General features: G+C 43.0%; 16 protein-coding genes. 7 read left to right on the top strand and 9 right to left on the bottom strand.

Annotated elements, in window-relative coordinates; genetic code table 11:
• Nucleotides 1-1,989, bottom strand: a complete 1,989-nt coding sequence (locus R8P61_30720; GenBank protein MDW3651493.1) for a caspase family protein — start codon at nt 1,987-1,989, stop codon at nt 1-3.
• A 492-nt stretch (nt 1,990-2,481) separates the two neighbouring features.
• Here R8P61_30720 and R8P61_30715 point away from each other — a divergent pair, with 492 nt between their 5' ends.
• Nucleotides 2,482-3,960 carry a hypothetical protein gene (locus tag R8P61_30715; protein ID MDW3651492.1) on the top strand — a complete coding sequence of 493 codons (1,479 nt, stop codon included), beginning with the start codon at nt 2,482-2,484 and terminating at the stop codon, nt 3,958-3,960.
• A 66-nt stretch (nt 3,961-4,026) separates the two neighbouring features.
• Here R8P61_30715 and R8P61_30710 read toward each other — a convergent pair whose 3' ends face one another.
• The 3 genes from R8P61_30710 to R8P61_30700 all read right to left on the bottom strand — a co-directional run bounded on the left by R8P61_30710 (nt 4,027) and on the right by R8P61_30700 (nt 7,597).
• Nucleotides 4,027-5,574 carry a dihydrolipoamide acetyltransferase family protein gene (locus R8P61_30710; GenBank protein MDW3651491.1) on the bottom strand — a complete coding sequence of 516 codons (1,548 nt, stop codon included), beginning with the start codon at nt 5,572-5,574 and terminating at the stop codon, nt 4,027-4,029.
• A gap of 45 nt (nt 5,575-5,619) precedes the next feature.
• Nucleotides 5,620-6,864, bottom strand: coding sequence for a nicotinamide-nucleotide amidohydrolase family protein (locus R8P61_30705; protein MDW3651490.1), 1,245 nt, complete (start codon nt 6,862-6,864; stop codon nt 5,620-5,622).
• A gap of 73 nt (nt 6,865-6,937) precedes the next feature.
• Nucleotides 6,938-7,597 (bottom strand): hypothetical protein, encoded by a 660-nt coding sequence (locus R8P61_30700; GenBank protein ID MDW3651489.1) that lies wholly within the window; start codon nt 7,595-7,597, stop codon nt 6,938-6,940.
• Between the two features lie 413 nt (nt 7,598-8,010).
• On the opposite strand from R8P61_30700, the gene R8P61_30695 reads away from it, so the two are divergent.
• Entirely contained in the window at nt 8,011-8,979 is a 969-nt protein-coding gene (locus tag R8P61_30695) for a calcium/sodium antiporter (GenBank protein ID MDW3651488.1), read from the top strand.
• Between the two features lie 3 nt (nt 8,980-8,982).
• Here the strand turns inward: R8P61_30695 and R8P61_30690 are convergent, their stop codons facing one another.
• Both R8P61_30690 and R8P61_30685 read right to left on the bottom strand, forming a co-directional pair.
• A complete protein-coding gene (locus tag R8P61_30690; protein ID MDW3651487.1) occupies nt 8,983-9,768 on the bottom strand; it encodes a hypothetical protein in 786 nt (261 codons plus the stop codon).
• A gap of 119 nt (nt 9,769-9,887) precedes the next feature.
• Entirely contained in the window at nt 9,888-10,502 is a 615-nt protein-coding gene (locus R8P61_30685) for a hypothetical protein (protein ID MDW3651486.1), read from the bottom strand.
• 256 nt (nt 10,503-10,758) lie between these two features.
• Between R8P61_30685 and R8P61_30680 the strand changes: the two genes are divergently transcribed.
• Complete coding sequence (locus R8P61_30680; GenBank protein MDW3651485.1) at nt 10,759-11,574, top strand: DUF3822 family protein; 816 nt, start codon at nt 10,759-10,761, stop codon at nt 11,572-11,574.
• 46 nt (nt 11,575-11,620) lie between these two features.
• Nucleotides 11,621-12,391, top strand: coding sequence for a DUF4905 domain-containing protein (locus R8P61_30675; GenBank protein MDW3651484.1), 771 nt, complete (start codon nt 11,621-11,623; stop codon nt 12,389-12,391).
• On the opposite strand, the gene R8P61_30670 is transcribed toward R8P61_30675, so the two are convergent.
• The 3 genes from R8P61_30670 to R8P61_30660 form a co-directional block, all read right to left on the bottom strand.
• On the bottom strand, nt 12,358-13,197 hold the full coding sequence (locus R8P61_30670; GenBank protein MDW3651483.1) for an outer membrane beta-barrel protein: 840 nt from the start codon (nt 13,195-13,197) through the stop codon (nt 12,358-12,360). The two genes, R8P61_30675 and R8P61_30670, sit on opposite strands and share 34 nt — an antisense overlap.
• A 49-nt stretch (nt 13,198-13,246) precedes the next feature.
• Nucleotides 13,247-14,302, bottom strand: a complete 1,056-nt coding sequence (locus tag R8P61_30665) for an outer membrane beta-barrel protein (GenBank protein MDW3651482.1) — start codon at nt 14,300-14,302, stop codon at nt 13,247-13,249.
• Between the two features lie 65 nt (nt 14,303-14,367).
• Nucleotides 14,368-14,889 (bottom strand): hypothetical protein, encoded by a 522-nt coding sequence (locus tag R8P61_30660; protein ID MDW3651481.1) that lies wholly within the window; start codon nt 14,887-14,889, stop codon nt 14,368-14,370.
• Nucleotides 14,890-14,961: 72 nt separating this feature from the next.
• Between R8P61_30660 and R8P61_30655 the strand changes: the two genes are divergently transcribed.
• The 3 genes from R8P61_30655 to R8P61_30645 are packed head-to-tail and all read left to right on the top strand — an operon-like array spanning nt 14,962 to nt 18,531.
• A complete protein-coding gene (locus R8P61_30655; GenBank protein ID MDW3651480.1) occupies nt 14,962-16,590 on the top strand; it encodes a S41 family peptidase in 1,629 nt (542 codons plus the stop codon).
• Nucleotides 16,591-16,632: 42 nt separating this feature from the next.
• The gene (locus R8P61_30650) at nt 16,633-17,352 is read left to right on the top strand and encodes a 3'-5' exonuclease (protein MDW3651479.1); all 720 of its coding nucleotides are present in this window, start codon (nt 16,633-16,635) and stop codon (nt 17,350-17,352) included.
• A gap of 21 nt (nt 17,353-17,373) precedes the next feature.
• Nucleotides 17,374-18,531, top strand: coding sequence for a hypothetical protein (locus R8P61_30645; protein MDW3651478.1), 1,158 nt, complete (start codon nt 17,374-17,376; stop codon nt 18,529-18,531).
• Nucleotide 18,532 lies beyond the last annotated feature (1 nt).

The following is an 18,532-nucleotide window of genomic DNA, read 5'->3' as shown; positions in this document are numbered from 1 at the left end:
CTATTCTAGTCTGAAAAGCGGTATGTTCCCAAAGAGATTGATGGGCATATATGGATGTTGTCTACCGGAGGTCAATTCTTTAACCCGCTCCATCACATAAAGGTTCAATTCGCCCAGACTTATTACCTCATTTTTATTGAAGTCCGCGGCCCCTCTAAATCCTTCCAATAAAGCTTTGGTGAAGGCACCATGTCCCCATTTTGGATTTTCATAGGAAAACTCTTTTCCACTGGAAGAAGTCATCACACTCAAACCGGACTCCTGCTTTACCATATCCTCGACAGCTGCATTGAGGTTGAAGGAATTGATATTGGCAAATTCGAGCAGGTCATAGGCGGACTGCCCACTATGACAAGCATCGAGGAAGATCATTTTTTTACTCAGGCTCCCTCCTACTCCTTCGGTCAGGTCCTGGATATTGAGAGCTGTTGCGAAAAGGTTGCTCGCTTCAAAATCTGTAGGGAGAATGTATAAACTTCCTTTATCATCCAAAGCTCCATGTGCCGAAATGAACATCAGAATCATGTCTTTAGGTCCAGCTTTCTCTTCCAGCCAGGAAATTCCGGATTGGATATTTACCAGGGTAGCCTGTTTGTTCATGAGTTTGCGCACCTGGACTCTGTTGAAGACTTTGCCTTGCTGGCGAGCAAACTGATCCGCCATAGCGCTGGCATCCGTATGCGCATATTTCAGACTGACCGTCTGATCTTCATAGCGAGAAACTCCAACGGCCAACACATAGAGGTTGGGTTTGGAGGAATTATTTTCATCATCAAATTCAGGCGTTTTTTCTCCTCCCGGCAGGTTTTGGGCAATAAGTGAACTGCCCTGGCTGAAATTGCCCTTTGCATCCGTTTTGAAAACAAGCAGATCTCTTCCTCCTTTGCTGTAGCTTTTGGTTCCTCCGATTAGGGCAAAGCCTCTATCGCGGGTAGCTGCTACCGCATGGGCATAATCATCTTTCTTTCCACTGCTGCTTTTTTGCCACCTGATTTGTCCCTGAGAACTGATTTTAAGCAACCAGGCATCATCTGAATTACTGTAGGAAGCTGTTTGGCCTACCATCACATAATCTCCATCAATGCTTTCCTCTATGTCATAGATCGCATCCTTACCGGCACCTCCGTAATATTTTTCCCATATTAGTCTTCCACCAGGGCTCACTTTCAACAATTTCCCATCCAGGCTTTTGTTGTTTGTTGAATAGGCCCAACCAGCAGCCAAATAATCCCCTCCATTTGTCTCAACTACCTTTTCTATCACATCATTTCCTTTTGCCTTAAATGATTTTCGCCAGATCCCCTTCCCATTGCGATCTATCTTGACCAGCAACATATCGGCTTTCAATTGCTCTCTGTCATAGCGTTGATATCCCCCAATAATAAAGCCTTCATCGCGGGTCTGGACGACATCATAGGCTTCCTCAGCTCCTTTTCCACCATAATTGTTTTGCCAAAGCATTTCTCCCACTGCATTGAGTCGGATCACCCAGATATCTCTGGAGCCTTTGGTATAGGATTCAGAAAAACCAGCCAGGAGAAAGCCCCCATCAGAAGTTTGGGTAATAGCTCTTGCGTGATCCTCTTTATTCCCTCCATAGGTATGAGACCACATCAATTCTCCGTGTCGGTTGAGAGAAAAGACCCAGGCATCATTGTGCCCACTGTCTTCATTTTTGGTGTATCCGGCAATTACATAATTACCGTCACGGGTTTCGAGTAAATCATTGGCGCGATCGTGATAGGTTCCTCCCAGCACTTTCCTCCAGATTACCCGACCGGAAGCATCCAGTTTGAATACACAGATATCATTTTTCCCTTTACCATAGGAATCAGTGGTCCCCAGACATAGATAGGCATTGTCCCGGGTCTCAACAATATCGATCCCATGTTCGTTTTGTTTACCACCGAAAGTCTGCGTAAAAACATCTTGCGCTGATACATTAAAGGTACAGAGAATAACTCCAAGTATGAGCCATATCTGTTTCATAGACGTTCTTTTCTCAAATAAAAAAAGCTATAATCCGAGAGCAGTTGTTAAATAAATATAGCACAGAATTCTATGAATTTTGTTTCTTTTCTATGAATTTTGACCTATTGTGCCAAAATGTAAAAGTTTTCACAAATGCTAATTAGGGATTAAGCCTTCCTATTGCTAATTTCTCGGACACAGCTTTACCCTAAGCGAACACGAATATTCAAAACAAAAGAAAGAACTAAAAAATACAGGAACCCCGCTATGCAAAAAATCGTTGGATACTTAGGACTCTTTATGAGTATCTTTTTTATTGGATCAGGGCTTTTCATTGCAATCAAACGCTTATTTCCAGCACCTCGTGACATATTCAGTTTTGAATTTACATATTTCAAAGACCATCCCGACCAGTTCAATTACCTGGTGGGGCTAGTTTTGATTACGTATGGGGTGTTCAGGCTTATTCGATCAGTGAAAATCCTGAAAAGCAATCAAGTATTATAATCTATGCAATACCGAGCTGTTTATTTAGTCATATTCCTCATCCTGGGTCAGTTAAATCTGGGCTTTGGACAAAATATAGAAGCCAGACTCGACCTAAAACGTAAAGACCCCAAACCAGATTTCTTTGAATATTCTCCAATCGATGGAGGTCTGGTTACCCTGGGCCCTACAAGTAATGTATCCAGTCGTTTTCTAGGTATCACGAAATACGATGATAATCTGGAGAAGGAATGGACTCAAAAAGTCTTAGAGCAAAACGGAAGAAAGAATGTAGACTTCGTTACCGTAATAGGACCTTACATCTTTGTCTTCGTTTCTGAATTTGTTCCCAAAGACGGGATCATCAAGACCTATTATTATTCTTATGATATGGATGGGGAATTGCTGGAAGAGGAAAGAATCCTTGCCATCAACCCCAACAAGCGCGAACACAAAGTAGACCTTCAGTATATCCTTTCGCCCAATAAGCGGAAGCTTATGGCCTTCAAAAATCTCCAGAACAACCGAGAGGCTGAGGAGATTTTGTACTACATTTTTGATGATGAAGGAGAATTGGTTCAGAATGGAGAATTCACCATCCGCTATCCAGACAATCGATTCCGCATGCGCAGCCTACGGGTGAGTAATAGTGGAAATATCTTTGTTCTGGGACAGTTTGTTCGAAACAACAATATTCGGGATTCCGAAGCGTCCAAATACCTCATTTATCGCTACGATCTGGATACAGAAGAGGGAGCAGAATTTCCCATTGAATTGGAAGACCGTTTTATCACTGATTTGGCTTTCAGACTGGATCGGGATGAAAATATGTATGTCGCCGGATTTTACTCAAATAGAAATTCAGAGCAAATCGCGGGTACGGTTATGCAGAAAATTTCCATTGATGGAGATTTGCTGATCAATGCCCATGAGCGTTTTGATGAAAGTTTCTTACGAAATTTCCTCTCCAGAGGAAAAGTAAAAAAAGGCGGAGAGTTGAGAAACTTCAGACTGGACTCGCAAGACGGTATCGTCCTGAGATCGGATGGAGGGATTTTGTTAATCGCGGAGAAATTCTTTGTTACTTCTCAAACCTATCGGGATATCTATGGATATTGGGTAGACCGGGACTTCTTTCATTTTGAGGAAGTGATCCTGACGAGTATTTCGGGAGAAGGAGAGATCGAATGGCACTCCATTGTAGACAAGAATCAAATCTCTGAGGACCCCAGCAATCTGTCATATTTCAATGCCTTTAGCAGTTCGGGTACACACATATTCTACGAATATCGTCCTAATCGGAATCGCTTCAATGTCTATTACAATACCATCGGAATTGAGGGGGAAGTATCAGACAGACAAGCTCTCTTCCGCGAATACAGTGAAAGCAATGAATTTTTTCCCCGTTTCTGTCAGCAGATCAATAGCAAAGAAGCTTTGATGGTCTATATGCAGAATCGCGGCAAGGTGTTTTCTGTAGTGAAGGTAGCCTTGATGGAATAAAAAATATTTCTACAAAAAAAGCGGCATTGAAGATTCAATGCCGCTTTTTTATTGATATAAATCTTCTTAGATATTTTGATCCAAATCCCAGGCTTCCAGGATGTCAGCTACTCTTTTCACAAAGCGACCTCCCAAAGCTCCATCTATGATGCGATGATCATAAGAATGAGACATAAACATCTTCTGACGGATGGCGATTACATCTCCCGTTGGGGTTTCTACCACAGCTGGGATCTTTCGGATCGCTCCTGTAGCAAGTATGGCTACCTGAGGCTGCATAATGATGGGGGTTCCCATGACATTCCCAAAGGTTCCTACATTGGATAAGGTATAGGTGCCGCCTTCGAGATCCTCGGGCTTAAGTTTGTTATTCCTGGCTCTCTGGGCCAGGTCATTGATCGTAGCTGTCAGGCCGGCGAGATTCAGTCGATCTGCATGCTTGATAACCGGTACAATGAGATTATCTGTTGGCAGGGCTACTGCGATGCCGATATTGATATCTTTTTTGACAAGGATTTGATCTTCGTGAACAGAACTATTGAGCATAGGATGCTCACGCAGAGCCTTGATTACAGCCTGTACAAAAATGGGGGTAAAGGTGAGTTTCTCTCCATATTGGGATTGAAAATCTGCTTTCACCCGATTTCTCCATTGGACGATATGGGTAACGTCGGCTTCAACATAAGAGGTTACATGTGCAGAAGTCTGGGTTGAAGCCAGCATGTTTTTGGCGATCAACTTGCGCATGCGATCCATCTCCACAATTTCATAATTACCGGGAGGCATTACTTTGGCCGGCGCTTCAGGAGCTTTCGGTTTTGCCACCTGCTTCTTTTCCACGCTTTCTACTTTCGGCTCCTCCTCTATATTGCCGATCTTATTCATGATCTCTGGCACGGCCTCCACTTGTGGTTCGGAAATGATGCGGTTCACAATATCCTCCATATCGTTTTCCTGCACGACTGTTGAAGTGATCACTTTTTCTTCAGGCTTTGCACTTTTGTCCGGACGCATTTGAAATACATCTGCTTCTTTTGCACTTTCTTCGCTTACCCCTTCATAGTTTCTCCTATTAACATAGGCCAGAATATCTTTTTTGGTGACTCGTCCTCCTCTTCCACTTCCCGCCAGGCCTTCCAGTTCGGTCATACTCATTCCCTCTTTCTTAGCAATGTTCAGCACAAGGGGAGAATAAAAGCGATTTTCGGGAATTGCAGTTCCGACTTTTTCCAAAACCGGTTCAGTAGAAGGCACAAAAGGAACTTCCCGGGCAGCCAGGCTTTCTTCTGTTTCTGCTTCATGGGCCTTGCCGTTAGACGGAGCCTCTTCTTCTTCCGCTTCAACGGGAGTGCTCACTTCCTCTTCTTCCTCTCCTCCTGCCGCAATAATGGCTATAACTGCTCCCACCGGAACAACATCTCCTTCTTTATATAGTTGTTGGATTAGCTTCCCCTCGACTGGAGAAGGGACCTCAGAGTCAACTTTATCTGTCGCGATTTCCAATATGGTTTCATCTAGTTCAACCATATCACCTACTTCCTTGGTCCAGCTAAGGATGGTTGCTTCAATAATGCTTTCGCCCATCTTGGGCATACTCAATTCGAATTTTGCCATTCTGTTTGTGTTAACGAGTCCTTACAAAAATGCAAATTTGGGGTCTTAGTCCAAAGTCTCTCTTACTTTTTTCAAACACCATTGGATCAGATAATTTGAACAGCGTTCTATATTTACCTTGCGATCGTACACGAGTCTTACTTCTTTCGAGTCGGCATGTCTCTGGTCTGCAAATCCCAGAAATGCATGTGCCTTGACTTCGCCATTGTCTTCAGCGAAACCAGTAGTTCCTAATCCAATATCTGTTTGTAAGAGTTTCCTGACCCCAATAGCCATTTCTTTCGCTACTTCCGCAGAAACTACGCCATATTTTTCGATAAGCTCCGATGGAAGTCCTAAAATTTTTTCTTTTGCGCTCACAGCATAAGCTGTTACAGATCCTTTGTAGTAATTTGAGGCTCCAGAGACCTCTACAAGTTTGGCTGAAACATTACCTCCGGTCAAACTTTCGGCTACTGCCAGGGTCAAATTATTTTGTGTAAATAGCCTTCTCATCTCCTCTGTGATCGGATGGTCTCCTTTAGCATACACTTTGTCCTGCATAATATCCGTCATCTTCTTCAATTCATCCTCCAGGATTTGCTGAGCCAGAGTTTCCTCCGCTGCCGGCCTTTGGATACTCAATTCCAGCCAAAGCCCATCATGCCGGGGCAAGTAGGCTAAAGACATTCCAGCGGGAAATGCCCGCTCTAATTCATCCAACCTTTCTGCCACTGCTGATTCGGCGATATCTGCAACACGGATTAGCCCACTTTTGTAAAAAGAAGCAGGAAAAGCTTCTCTGATCTTTGGTACAGCCCCATGCTCCAATAGGTACAACATCTCAAAAGGTACTCCGGGGAAAGAGAATAGCATACGGCCTTTATGTCTGAACATCATACCGGGTGCTGTACCATTGGGATTGTGGATCACTTCACAGGCTGAGGGCACTCGAGCCTGAAGACGGGTAAGCTCTGTAAAAGCTCTTTTGCGTCTTTCATATCTTTTCTCCAAAAACGCCAGGGTCCCGGGATCCCATACCCATTCGCTATTGCTCCATTCGAGCAGGGTATGTTTGGTAATATCATCTCGTGTAGGGCCTAATCCTCCTGACAGAATCACGATCTCATGCTCGAGCAGCTCCTGTTCGACTGCTTGTAGAATCGCTTCTCTCGTATCAGATATGCTGAGTACCCGATTCAGGGAGAATCCATATTTTCTGAGGATTTTGGCAGCTTCTGTTGCGTTTGTATTGACGATCCGCCCACGAAGAAGCTCATTTCCAATTGTAATGAGGGATATTCCTGGCATGGCGCAAATTACGGGAAAACTTCCCAGCTAATGGCTGATTTATAAAAATAAATTATGAGGAGGAGAAATGGACCTAAATCTTTCGTCTGATGCGAATACGTTTGTCTTCTTTCAGGAGGTATTTGATGGCAAGGGTTGGTTGAAAATAGCCGCCATCCACTCCAATTCTTCCGAGGCCAAAGGTACTGATGCCCATACCCGGCAAATAATATGCAAGCACATCATGCTTGGGTCGGGGACTGGCATATCCCATTTCAATCCCCATATCCAGGTAAAGTTTGTCCGCCAATCGAAGCATAAAGCCTATATTGGCATTTACTCCTACTTTAAAATCCTTTACATTTCTGGGAGGCATAGCGGGGATTCCATCCCCGGCAGGAGGTACAATCAACTCATTGAAGTAGGAAGTAACGACCTCAAAGGCGATATAGGGATAATCCCATTCATCCGGTCGGGCAAACCTTACTCCCAGACTTGCATATGCGGCTCTATTCCTTAAGGCTACATAGTCAGACAAAAATCCTGGAGAGACAGGATCTGAACCGTCTCTGGACTGGAGACGAAAACCGGTTCCGAATTGGAGAGCCAAATTTGGCATAATATGCCTTTCCAATTGGAGGTCTACCGTATTGATTAGAAGAGGAGATAAGTTAAGGCCCACCAATGTCTGGTCCTGACTAAATAATAGGCAGGGTAACAAGGTAAGGTACAGTAGGATACTTTTAGCTTTCATTGGCTATGGGTCTCGCCAGTGTTTATGTAGCTCTTACAAAATTAAAAAACTTTTATTCTATATCCATTTAATAAACGCAAGAGATCAAATGAAAGTGTTAGGGCAAAGAGATAATCGAAATAAAAATTAACTATTAGCAAAAAAAGTAGGCCAATTTGAGGAAAAATAAAGAAAAGATGACAAAAAAGGATATTAGCGTCAAAAACGTAGAGCTAAGAATTTGACCAAAAATGCAGATAAATCCTCTTTCCAAGCTTAGCTAAGTAGCTTAGAAAGCTCATATTTATCGCCAAAAACTTATTTCGGCAAAAAACCGAAACAATTGAATATCTTAGCAGTCTTAAAAAATTGAACAGCAAAGCTGTAACAACAGTTTATTAAGCTGCGTACCTTGATCTTGCAAAGCTTTTTCTATGCCGGACATCCTCTTTTGGAGCCTGATTTTTATACTTACCCTTGTAACCCTGATCTTCTCAGCAGATTTTTTTATAAAAGCCTCTGAGCGGATTGGTTTGGCCGTAGGTATACCTCCTTTTATAGTGGGTGTTACGCTGATTGCTATGGGTACCTCTCTACCAGAACTGGTTACTTCCATGGTAGCGATTCTGGGAGATCCGCCCAATTCAGAGATCATTTTGGGCAATGTAGTAGGTTCCAATATTGCCAACATTTGTCTGGTTTTGGCTATCGTAGGTATCCTGGGAAACAAGATTACCTTACAGTTTGATGTCATGCGGGTAGATATGCCCATGGTTCTTGGCGCGGCCTTTATCCTTTTTGTTTGCGTCCTGGATGGGGATTTTTCTCTTTTTGAGGGAATTATCTGTCTGTCAGGTATGCTGGTCTATCTTATTTATGTCTTGCAATTGGGCCGAAATGAGGAAGCAAGTAGTCTGGGAATAGATGTTCCGGACGAGGAAAACAAACAGATCGTGTCCTGGAAGGAGCCCATTATTCTACTGATCTCGAGTACCATTATTTATTTCTCTGCGGAATATAATGTACAGGCTATTGTGAGACTCTCCGAAATCATGGAGGTCGGAAAAGAATTGATAGCCCTAACCGCAGTATCTATTGGCACTTCCTTACCTGAACTGGTTGTATCCATCGTAGCCGTGAGAATGGGAAATGGGGAAATGGCCGTTGGAAATGTTTTGGGATCAAACATCTTCAATGTATTTGCCGTCATGGGTATACCCCGACTATTTGGAGAAATAGTTGTCCCAGCAAGCATCCTGGAGTTTAGTATACCCGTAATGCTTATCGCTTCCCTGCTTTTTTTCTTTGTCGTACTCGACAGAGAAGTAAGTCGCTGGGAAGGCCTTGTACTTCTATTACTATACTTCCTTTTTATGGGAAATTTGATTGGGATCTATATTTAATCCCTAGGGCTGCGTAAATATAGCAGCGTCCATTTCCTGGCTCACACTTATTTCAGATAGCTTCCGCTCCCCACGATCACCGGATATAAGGATATCCCCGTGTTTCTCATAATTTATCCAGGGCGTAATAAAACGGGGCTCAGCATCTTCCTGAGTCGGATAATAAGACCATTGGGTGATTAGTCTCGGTTCTTTTTCCACCCAGACCTGGTATTTGTTCTGAGGTGTTACTCCCACTTCTTTAAAAACCAGTTCCAAAACATCTGCAGTAGCTCCACTCTGGGTAGTATCTTCTCCTGCATAGGTCAAGGTTACTCCGGAGTCTTTCAGTTTGAATGGCATTACCAACCAATAGGCATCATTGATCCAGGCTGATTTTGCCTTTTCCATCATTTTCCCCAAAGAATCAGCTTCTGTAATTTCCTCCCCTTTCACAAAGGCCCGTCCTTTCATGCTATTGATATTCATAAGGAACAACTCCCCATTTCGGACATTTTCGATGCGCACATCTCCACTATGTTTATCCCAAACATGCTTGCGAAATCCAAAGAAATTCCAGGAAAGAAAGCGAGTATTATCATAGGCTTTCCGACCTCCCATTGCTTCCATTACTTCATCAGCAATAGCAATAGCTTCTTTATCTGACCCGGCCATATCAAAGCCTTCGGCTGCAGGATTGATTTCTTCCTGCATAGGCGTTGCTGAATCACTTTGGGTACTTTCTTTAGCCATATCACAGGCAAAAAAGAAAAACAAAAGGGAAATTATGGGTATTAGTAGTTTTCGCATAGCATTTACAATTTATAAGGGAAATAGGCACAGAATTTCACAAAAAACAAAATGGAACAAAAGAAAAGCTCCATTAGCAAAACCTGCCAATGGAGCTTTTGTTCTTTTATAGGGACTTCCTAGAAACTGGTCAGAATACCAATTCCCCAACTACTCAGTCCGAAACGGAAAGTCGTTCCATCATCAAAATTGAAATCACTTTCAACCTGTGATAGCGAGAAGGTACCTCTGATCATCAGTACTCCTCCCCGGTTTCTCAGCATCACCTGTGCTGCTACCGCAGGATTTACAAAGCTGGTTCGGTATTTTACGGAACGGCTATCAAAGTTATTGAAATAGGTGAAAGTACCTCCGATACCCGCCCCAAAACCAATGCCTTGTTCATTGTATTTAGTTGCTCCTGCTCCTACTCTACCCATCAGCAAAACGGGCACCTGAGTAAAGATGGTTGCACGGGTTCCTGTTGCTGTGCGTGGAAAGCTAAATCCAAAATTCACACCAGCATCCAGACCAGCACTTACGACATCATTTCTATGAACGGCGGCATAATAAGTACCTAAACCAAATGTATAATAGCTATTCTGAAATTCCTGGCCACTGCCCAGGAGATCAAATTGTCTGACGAATTGATAGTTCAGACCGGAATAGGGTAGTAATTTATCGGCGATTTGTGCTTCGAGCTCTGTGGCTCCCAGCCCCAAAAGGATAAGGAGACCTAATATTATCTTTCGCATAGGATATATATATTAAATTAGGATAAGGTCAAGATACGTCTTTTTTCGAAGAGAAATACTCGTCTTTCTGACATTTCTACAGTTAAATAAAGAGATACCCTTCCTGACACTATAACGCAAAAACTTGCTTATTTGATTACCCAGAAGGGAAAAAGTATAGTGCGGATGAGTATGTGTTGCATATATACTATTAATCGTGTTGAATTTCTAAAAAGCTGTGTCGATATTTCCCGACTCAAGATTTTTTTCAAAAGGAATGCTTTTCGAATCTACCGCTCACGCGGAAACAAAGGGTTTCTTTGCTCACAATACCTGCCGACTGGTGATTTTCATCCAGCCGCTTAGGATATATTTTGCCTTACTCGGACCTCGAGAGGAGCTGGTGTATTGCAAAGAGTATTACAACTCCCAGCAATCGGTAGATGTTTTGTTTCTACGGTATGCATTCGAACAGGAAAAACTTTTGTCTCACAGTTTTGCCTCCATCAAAGTTTATATCGATACAGAATTTTGCCTGATTCCAGATCAGGAGGATTTCCTTCAGGAACGATACGATTTTGCCCGTTTTATGTTGAATGAGGATATCGGAAAAGAAGATATTTATTATCATTCTATCGCTAAGTCCGATATCGCGGGCCTTTTCATCCCTCCTCAACTATGGATCGACCTCCTCAATGAATATCTCCCCACCTATGAATTGGCTTCCGGGAGTGAACTTTCCTTTCGGCTGGGAAATCTTCTGCACAATTCCCTAAAGCCTCTGATCCTGATTCATCTCATGGATGAACATGTCAATATTTCAGGCTTTAAACGAGATAAGCTCGAATTTATCCAGCGATATCCCTACCGTAATGTGCTGGACCTGGTGTATTTCATTCAATTGAGTTCTACTCTTTTACATAAAGGTGCCAAGGTTGACCTCTATCTGGTTGGGGAGATGGAAGAAAAGAGCAAAAACTGGGAAGAATTGAAAAAATATTTTCCTCGTATCAAATTCCCGCCAAGCCTCAAACACCGCAGTAGAAAAGATCCTTCCGAAAGTCCCTGGTGGAAGTATACCTACCTCAATTGATATATTTGAACTTGTCTCTTCCCCATTTTTCGACTTCCTTTGGTCTATGAAGGTAGAGAAGGTCAATTTTAAAGAGCAATTGGCTCAGGTGATCTGCGATGACTCCGAAGATGCCCTGGCAATTGAGCTCCGCGATAAGGAAAATAAAACCCTGAAATTGATCTACCTCGACCTGAAAAGTGGTGAAATTTGGACGATTGAGGAGGAATTGAGTTGGTGGTATCAATTGCAAGCCTGTAGTCAGGGCAAATTGATTTTAAATGGATTTGAAGACCCGGGCCTTCCCATGACCAAAGGCATTTATATATTTGATGCCAAGGCTGGGCAAAAGTTGTGGGAACAGCCACTCAGTCATTTTCTCTACCAGAGCAGTGGAGGAGTTTGGGTAGAGCAGGATGAAAAAAAACACTTTTTGAATTTGGTGGATGGAAATTCGGCAATGCCGCCTTCCGAAAATGTCCATAAGTCCTATGAGCAGAATTTTCAATCCGACTACCATGCCTGTGAGGTCATTTATCGCCTGGATGATAGATTCCCGTTCTTACATAGCAAAATCGAAAAGCTTTGGGGGCATAAAACGGCAGATTATCTGGATCACCTGATCATTGGGGATAAAGAAATTCTAAGCTATCCACACAAAAACCCTAATGGCGGCTGGGATCAGGAAATAGCCATACTTGAAAAGGAGAAAATTCAAATGGCTCGAAAAACGGCTTCACAACTAAAAGGAATTTCCTGGTCTACCTTTTTTATCTGGCGAAAATTCTTCATCTGGCAGGAGGATTATAAATCTTTATGCTTTTTGGATTTGGGGTAATCAACGGGTTCGACTTGCCTGCTCAGGTCGCGAATATTTTCTTCCTCCCATAACATCAGGAAATCATAACTTTTCGCAATAAAGGGCATTGGTTCTTCTTTGGGGATCACAGGAACTTTTTCTTTCTCTTTACCTACAATAGAAAAGAGCAGTTCGGCCTGGGCTGAAAGCAGGGCATCATTGCCGTTCCTTCGCCCAAAAGCAGAAATATTATCAACATAGTCTGAAGAAACAAAGCGATAAACGGCTGATAGATTCAGGTTCATCGTGGGATTGAGTTGAATCTGAATACCTGCTTGTAAGGGAAATTGAGCTACCAGGGTCAGATAATTTTCTTCTTCTGGAAGGCGAGTAAAGATATTTTCCAGTAAAAAGTTTCCTTCGACATCCTCTGGATTAAAAGAGACAAAGCCTATGCCGGCTGCCAGGAAGGGTCTAATATTTTGTTTTCGCAGGAAGTAGCGCCTCAATCTCAAGTCCAGATAGAAAAATGAGGTTTGGACGAAACGATTGGGATTGTACTCGCCAATGCCATCCAGGGCAGCTGCATCATTTTGTTCGGTAATGCGCGCGAAACCTGAATTCACCTGAAGACCAAAGGCTTTTTTAGTATCAAACTGAAGAGAAAAATTGACCCCTGGATAAGCCCGCAAAGGAGAATCATCGCGATAATTCAAATCTCCAATATAGGAATTGGCACTGAGACCGATCCCTAGCTGTAAGGGAGCGGATTTTGCTGTATCCTGCCCGAAAGCGGACAAGGCGGATGCACAAATCATACACAGCAAAAAAGCCAGAGGTCTCATTAAATTTTCTTTAGATATAAAGGTAGCTATTTAGCAGGAAAAGCAAGGCCTAATAATCTATCCCCATATTCGGAAGTCGGAGCATACTACCTGCTTTAATTCTGGGAGAAGAAAGGAAGTTTATTTTGCGAATCATCTCCTCCGTTATATGAAATTTCTTTGCAAGCTTTTCCAAATCCTCTCCCCGCTTTACCCGATAATAGATAAAATCATCATTCTCAATGGCTTCTTCCGCTTTTTTTAGCCAATCTTCCTGGTCTTTTGCCGCAGTGTCTAAGACCTCTTTCAAGGCAGGACTCATGGGTTTTTCAGCTGAATTGTTTTCCTCTGAATCGACTTCAGTTGTTGCTTCCCCTTCCGTTTTCACCGCCATGCTATCCGTCTCTTCCATAGGACTTAGTACAGGACTTTCCGATACTGCTTGAGAGACTTCTGGTTTGGGTCCCAGGGTGATATGTAGCCCCAGATTGATGGAGTGTAACACATCAAAGCCGTTATTTTCTCCTGCCAAACCCAGATTATCCAGGTAGTCGGTTGGTGTATATCGGTAGGTATAGGAAATATCCATCCACACCTGTTGAGTCATATGAAAATAAAATCCTGCACTTAAGGGCAGTTCAGGAATAATATCATTAAAATCTTCTCCTTCCAGGCGAGTAGAGGTTCTTCTAACGAGCCTTTTCCCATCCTGATCTTTGGGACTAAAAAACATAATCCCGGCACCCGCTGAGAGATAGGGTTGAAAGTTCTTATTGTTGAAAAAGTGATACCTCAGCCTTAAGTCTCCATAGATAAAACTGGTTTCAATAAAAGTAGGGATCTCAACTCCGGGTGGGATATTGGGAGAATCCGTATCGTATTGCTCCGCAAATTTCCCAAAGCCGGCATTCAGCTGAAGTTTTAGTGGTCGCGGATTGGAGGACTGTATTGAAAAATTGGCTCCGGGATAGACCCGGGAAAGGGAGGAAGCTCCCTCAGAATAATCTCCTGTATAAGATATACCGGAAAAGCTAAAACCCGCCTGAGCAGGCCAACGCAATTCCGTTTGCGCCTGCAGGCACAGGATTGAGCAAGTGATTATCAGAACCGCAATATGTCTTCGCACGTGAAATTAGCTTGGGTTTTTTAAGGGAAAGACGTTCATCTTTTTAGGCGAAAATTCTTTTTCTCCTACATAACAACGATTGCTTTGACATTTGCGTCTGTGAGAATGCTATTAATTCCTCCTTGCCAGTCAAAACTTGCTGTATCCCTTTGTTCTTCCAGCAAATAATGGATTCTGTTTTGGGAAGCAGATACTACATCCCAGACTCCATAGTTTACAAGATAAATAGCATCCCAATTATTTTTCATTGGAAGAAGCTCAGACCATGACATCCCCACCAGGCGTTTTTTACTCGCTTTCAGTTGGGGAGTTTCTATCCGTATCCTGTTGATCAATCCCTGCTGTCCGAAATCTTCTTCGATAAAGACCTCTCCATTGCCATAATTCAGGATCAATGCTCGCCAGGAAAAGCCCCCTTCATTGTAGAGGGTATCTCGTGCGGTCAGGCCTGCAAGTTCCGTCAAGCCCTTGGCGGGCATCGGATCACCCAGGCGTGCATAAGCCAATCCTTTCTGGGTGATTTTCGTAGGACCATTACAGGCTAGTATTAGCAGAAGGCTCAGAGCGAGCCAAAATATCTTTCTCATATCGGCAAAATGCCTCAAACTCCCTGCCAATTCACATTTTAAATTCCCCTATTTTCCCGTAAATTTGACTCTATGAATAAATCCATCAAGTATTTTCTATTTGGCTTTGCCCTGATCATTGTCGGGCTACTTGCAGGCTTTAAAATTAAGGGGAATGTGCCGGGAAGTTCTGCTGCGGAAATTGATAGTGGAATGAGGAAGCTCCAAAAAACCTTGTTGTTCATTGAAAATAATTATGTTGAGAAACCCAATCATGACAAATTGGTAGACGATGCAATCAATGGTTTGCTGGAAGGCCTGGATCCTCATTCATTTTATATCCCCTCCAAGGATATGAAGCAGATGCAGGAGCAAATGGATGGAAGTTTTGATGGAATTGGAATAGAATTTAACATCCTCGATGATACCATATATGTAGCTGTGCCGATCTCTGGAGGTCCCAGTGAAAAGTTGGGTATCATGACTGGCGACAGAATTGTCAAAGTAGATGACAAAGATGTGGCAGGTATTGGCATCACAAATACCCAGGTCATGAAACACCTCAAAGGACCGAAAGGAACAGAGGTAAAAGTTACTATCCTGAGAAAAGGGAGCAAAGATTTGCTTGATTTTAACATCACACGAGACAGAATTCCTCTCAATAGTGTAGACTATGCTTATCTGCTCAATGAGGAAACCGGTTACATCCGTGTTACCCGATTTGCAGAGACGACCTATGCTGAGTTTAGGGAAAAATTGAGCATGCTGATCGATCAGGGCATGACAAATCTTGTGTTGGACCTACGTTCCAATCCAGGTGGATATATGAATATGGCTTACAAAATGGCGGACGAATTCCTCGGGGCTGGCAAGATGATCGTTTCTACTGAAGGACGGATCATGCAAAGCAAACAGGAATACCATGCCTCTTCTTCTATTGGTTCTTTTGAAAAAGGAGCTGTGGTTGTATTGATCGACTATGGTTCTGCTTCTGCCAGTGAAATTGTATCTGGAGCTATCCAGGATCACGATAGAGGCTTGATTGTAGGTGTACGTTCATTTGGTAAAGGTCTGGTTCAGATTCAGGAGAAATTTGAAGATGGTTCTGCTATCCGTATTGTGATCTCCAAATACTACACTCCTAGTGGTCGTTGTATCCAGAAACCCTATGACAAAACGGATGAAGAATATGGAAATGAAATTGCCGAGCGATTCAAGTCCGGCGAAATTTTTGATCAGTCCAAAGTAGAATTTCCAGATTCTCTGAAGTTCAGTACAGCTTCGGGCAGGATTGTATATGGAGGAGGAGGCATCTTCCCAGATGTCTTTGTTCCGGACGATACCGTAGGAGGCAGCAAGTACTTCACCAATCTACGGATCAATGATATGTTCAGAAAGTTCGCCTTTCAATACGTAGAGAAGAATTCTTCTCTCAGAAAGACCTATGATAAGCCTGAGAAGTTTGTCAAGCGATTCAATGTCAGCAATGGGCTGATCAATGAATTCACTTCCTATGCGACGGACAAAGGAGTAGAATATGTGGCTTCAGATTATCAAAAATCCAAGAAATATATCGACAACAGAATAAAAGCCTATATCGGGCGCCGCTTGCACAATGATGCAGCATTCTTCCCGGTATTCCATCAGGTTGACAATGTCATAAAAGAAGCTATCAGCCTCATACCTAAGGCTAAGCAACTGGAAGAGACCGGTAAATTGTAATCGGTCTCTCTAAACGCCAAGGGTAGGTATCACACAAAAACTATGTACAAACAAAGTCAACTCGAAAATATACTCTTTGTCGATATAGAAACTGCATCTGTCGTTCAGTCCTATGAGGAACTGCCCGAACGAATGCAGGGGCTTTGGGACAAAAAGTCCCGACGCTATGCCAATCAGGAACCGGATAAAACTTCTGTAGAGTTATTTGGAGCAAAAGCGGGCATACATGCCGAATTTGCTCGCGTCGTATGTATTTCAGCCGGTTACCTCACTTTCAATGAAGAAGGAATTCCGGAGATTACCCTAAAATCATACTGTGGCCCGGATGAACATCAGGTGCTAGAGGATTTTGGGAAAATGCTGGATAAATATACCGCAGCCAAACCAGGTCGCAACCTATGCGCCCACAATGGTAAAGAATTTGATTTTCCGTTTTTAGGCAGACGTTATCTCATTCATGGATTGCGGGTGCCCTATGTATTGAGTACTCAGGGCAAAAAACCCTGGGAGGTCTCTTTCATCGACACCATGGAATTGTGGAAATTTGGTGACTACAAGGCCTATACTAGCCTGGACTTGCTTACGGCAGTCTTAGGCATCCCCTCCCCCAAGGACGATATTGATGGTAGCCAGGTAGGAAAAGTATTCTGGGAAGAAAAAGACTATGATCGGATTCAGGTCTATTGTGAGAAAGACGTAAAAGTAACCGCACAGGTCTTACTCAGGATGTCCCGCTTTCCCCTGATACCAGAAGAAGCTTAGTTTGACATAAGCACATACGTTATGAAAGTTCAAGGATATCTGCTGATCCTGATATGCTTTATTTCTGCCTGCGATTTTCTGGGCAATACTTCTCAGGAATCTCAAAGAGAACCTATTTCTGAAGTTCCAGCCGAGGAGAATGAAGGTCAAGAGTTGAGGAAAGATCCTGCTTCTGATTTAGCCATGGCAGACAGCGCCATAACCCCCATCGATCTTATCAAGGAAGAATTTGCAGCCATCAATGCTGATGAGTTGTATATGGATACCATTCCTTTTATGGATCAATCGACGGAAGGAGGAGAAATCATTGCCTTTTTCAATACAATCGGTGAGTTGCGAAAAGTACAGAGCACGCTCTTGGGCGAAATGGGTAAACAAATAGAGGAATATTATGTGAAAGAAGGAAAACTGTTCTTTGCTTTCAAACAAAGGCATAATTACAATCGGCCCATGTACCAGACGGATCCTAGCATCATCAAGGAAGGAATCGATACGGAAATCTTTGATCCTGAAAAGACTAAAATTTCTGAATACCGCTATTATTTCGATAAGGATCAATCCCTCATTCGCTTGATAGATGCAGAGAAAAATATCCTGGAAGAGGAGCAGATAGAACTTGAGGAAGAAGAAAAACTCATAGCAGCATTCGACCTCATCCAAACACGCATCCAGCAAAACGCAGAAAAAGAAGAAGAACAGACAGATGTCGAAGACGAGCTAAACCCTGAGCTCCACAAATGGATGAAAAGCATAGCCGAGGAGCAAAATTTCACCTATATGTATCAGGCCTTTGATCTCAATGGAGATGGAAAGGACGAATATCTTTGCGGTTTGCGGGGGCAGTTCTGGTGTGGTTCGGGAGGATGTAGCTTTATCGTTGTTGAGCAGACGGATGGCGGATTAAAGCTCCTCACTAGAGGAGGACCAACTTTTAGCCCACATTTCATCAGCACAGAAGAAAACCAGGGCTGGCATAGCATCATTTTAGATCCCACCCAGGGCCAAACGGCAGAAGGGGAAGCCTATCTCAATTATCCGGTTTTGATTTATCAGGATAGTGCATATGAGCAAATCTGGATAGACAACCTCGACAATACGGAGAGAATAGACAAATTGCTGGAAGGAGCGACTGAGGTACTTTCGGATGAAAGAACTTTCCACAAAGTCCTTATCAACTAAG

It is taken from the genome of Bacteroidia bacterium (assembly GCA_033391075.1).
Classification (GTDB): Bacteria; Bacteroidota; Bacteroidia; order J057; family J057; genus JAWPMV01.
Note: the sequence above shows the minus strand (reverse complement) of the source record. Positions and strands in the feature narration are given on the sequence as shown.

What these genes read in the sequence shown, in the direction of transcription:
- R8P61_30720 (MDW3651493.1), bottom strand. Translation starts at nt 1,989, where the DNA reads ATGAAACAGATATGGCTCATACTTGGAGTTATTCTCTGTACCTTTAAT.
- R8P61_30715 (MDW3651492.1), top strand. Translation starts at nt 2,482, where the DNA reads ATGCAATACCGAGCTGTTTATTTAGTCATATTCCTCATCCTGGGTCAG.
- R8P61_30710 (MDW3651491.1), bottom strand. Translation starts at nt 5,574, where the DNA reads ATGGCAAAATTCGAATTGAGTATGCCCAAGATGGGCGAAAGCATTATT.
- R8P61_30705 (MDW3651490.1), bottom strand. Translation starts at nt 6,864, where the DNA reads ATGCCAGGAATATCCCTCATTACAATTGGAAATGAGCTTCTTCGTGGG.
- R8P61_30700 (MDW3651489.1), bottom strand. Translation starts at nt 7,597, where the DNA reads ATGAAAGCTAAAAGTATCCTACTGTACCTTACCTTGTTACCCTGCCTA.
- R8P61_30695 (MDW3651488.1), top strand. Translation starts at nt 8,011, where the DNA reads ATGCCGGACATCCTCTTTTGGAGCCTGATTTTTATACTTACCCTTGTA.
- R8P61_30690 (MDW3651487.1), bottom strand. Translation starts at nt 9,768, where the DNA reads ATGCGAAAACTACTAATACCCATAATTTCCCTTTTGTTTTTCTTTTTT.
- R8P61_30685 (MDW3651486.1), bottom strand. Translation starts at nt 10,502, where the DNA reads ATGCGAAAGATAATATTAGGTCTCCTTATCCTTTTGGGGCTGGGAGCC.
- R8P61_30680 (MDW3651485.1), top strand. Translation starts at nt 10,759, where the DNA reads ATGCTTTTCGAATCTACCGCTCACGCGGAAACAAAGGGTTTCTTTGCT.
- R8P61_30675 (MDW3651484.1), top strand. Translation starts at nt 11,621, where the DNA reads ATGAAGGTAGAGAAGGTCAATTTTAAAGAGCAATTGGCTCAGGTGATC.
- R8P61_30670 (MDW3651483.1), bottom strand. Translation starts at nt 13,197, where the DNA reads ATGAGACCTCTGGCTTTTTTGCTGTGTATGATTTGTGCATCCGCCTTG.
- R8P61_30660 (MDW3651481.1), bottom strand. Translation starts at nt 14,889, where the DNA reads ATGAGAAAGATATTTTGGCTCGCTCTGAGCCTTCTGCTAATACTAGCC.
- R8P61_30655 (MDW3651480.1), top strand. Translation starts at nt 14,962, where the DNA reads ATGAATAAATCCATCAAGTATTTTCTATTTGGCTTTGCCCTGATCATT.
- R8P61_30650 (MDW3651479.1), top strand. Translation starts at nt 16,633, where the DNA reads ATGTACAAACAAAGTCAACTCGAAAATATACTCTTTGTCGATATAGAA.
- R8P61_30645 (MDW3651478.1), top strand. Translation starts at nt 17,374, where the DNA reads ATGAAAGTTCAAGGATATCTGCTGATCCTGATATGCTTTATTTCTGCC.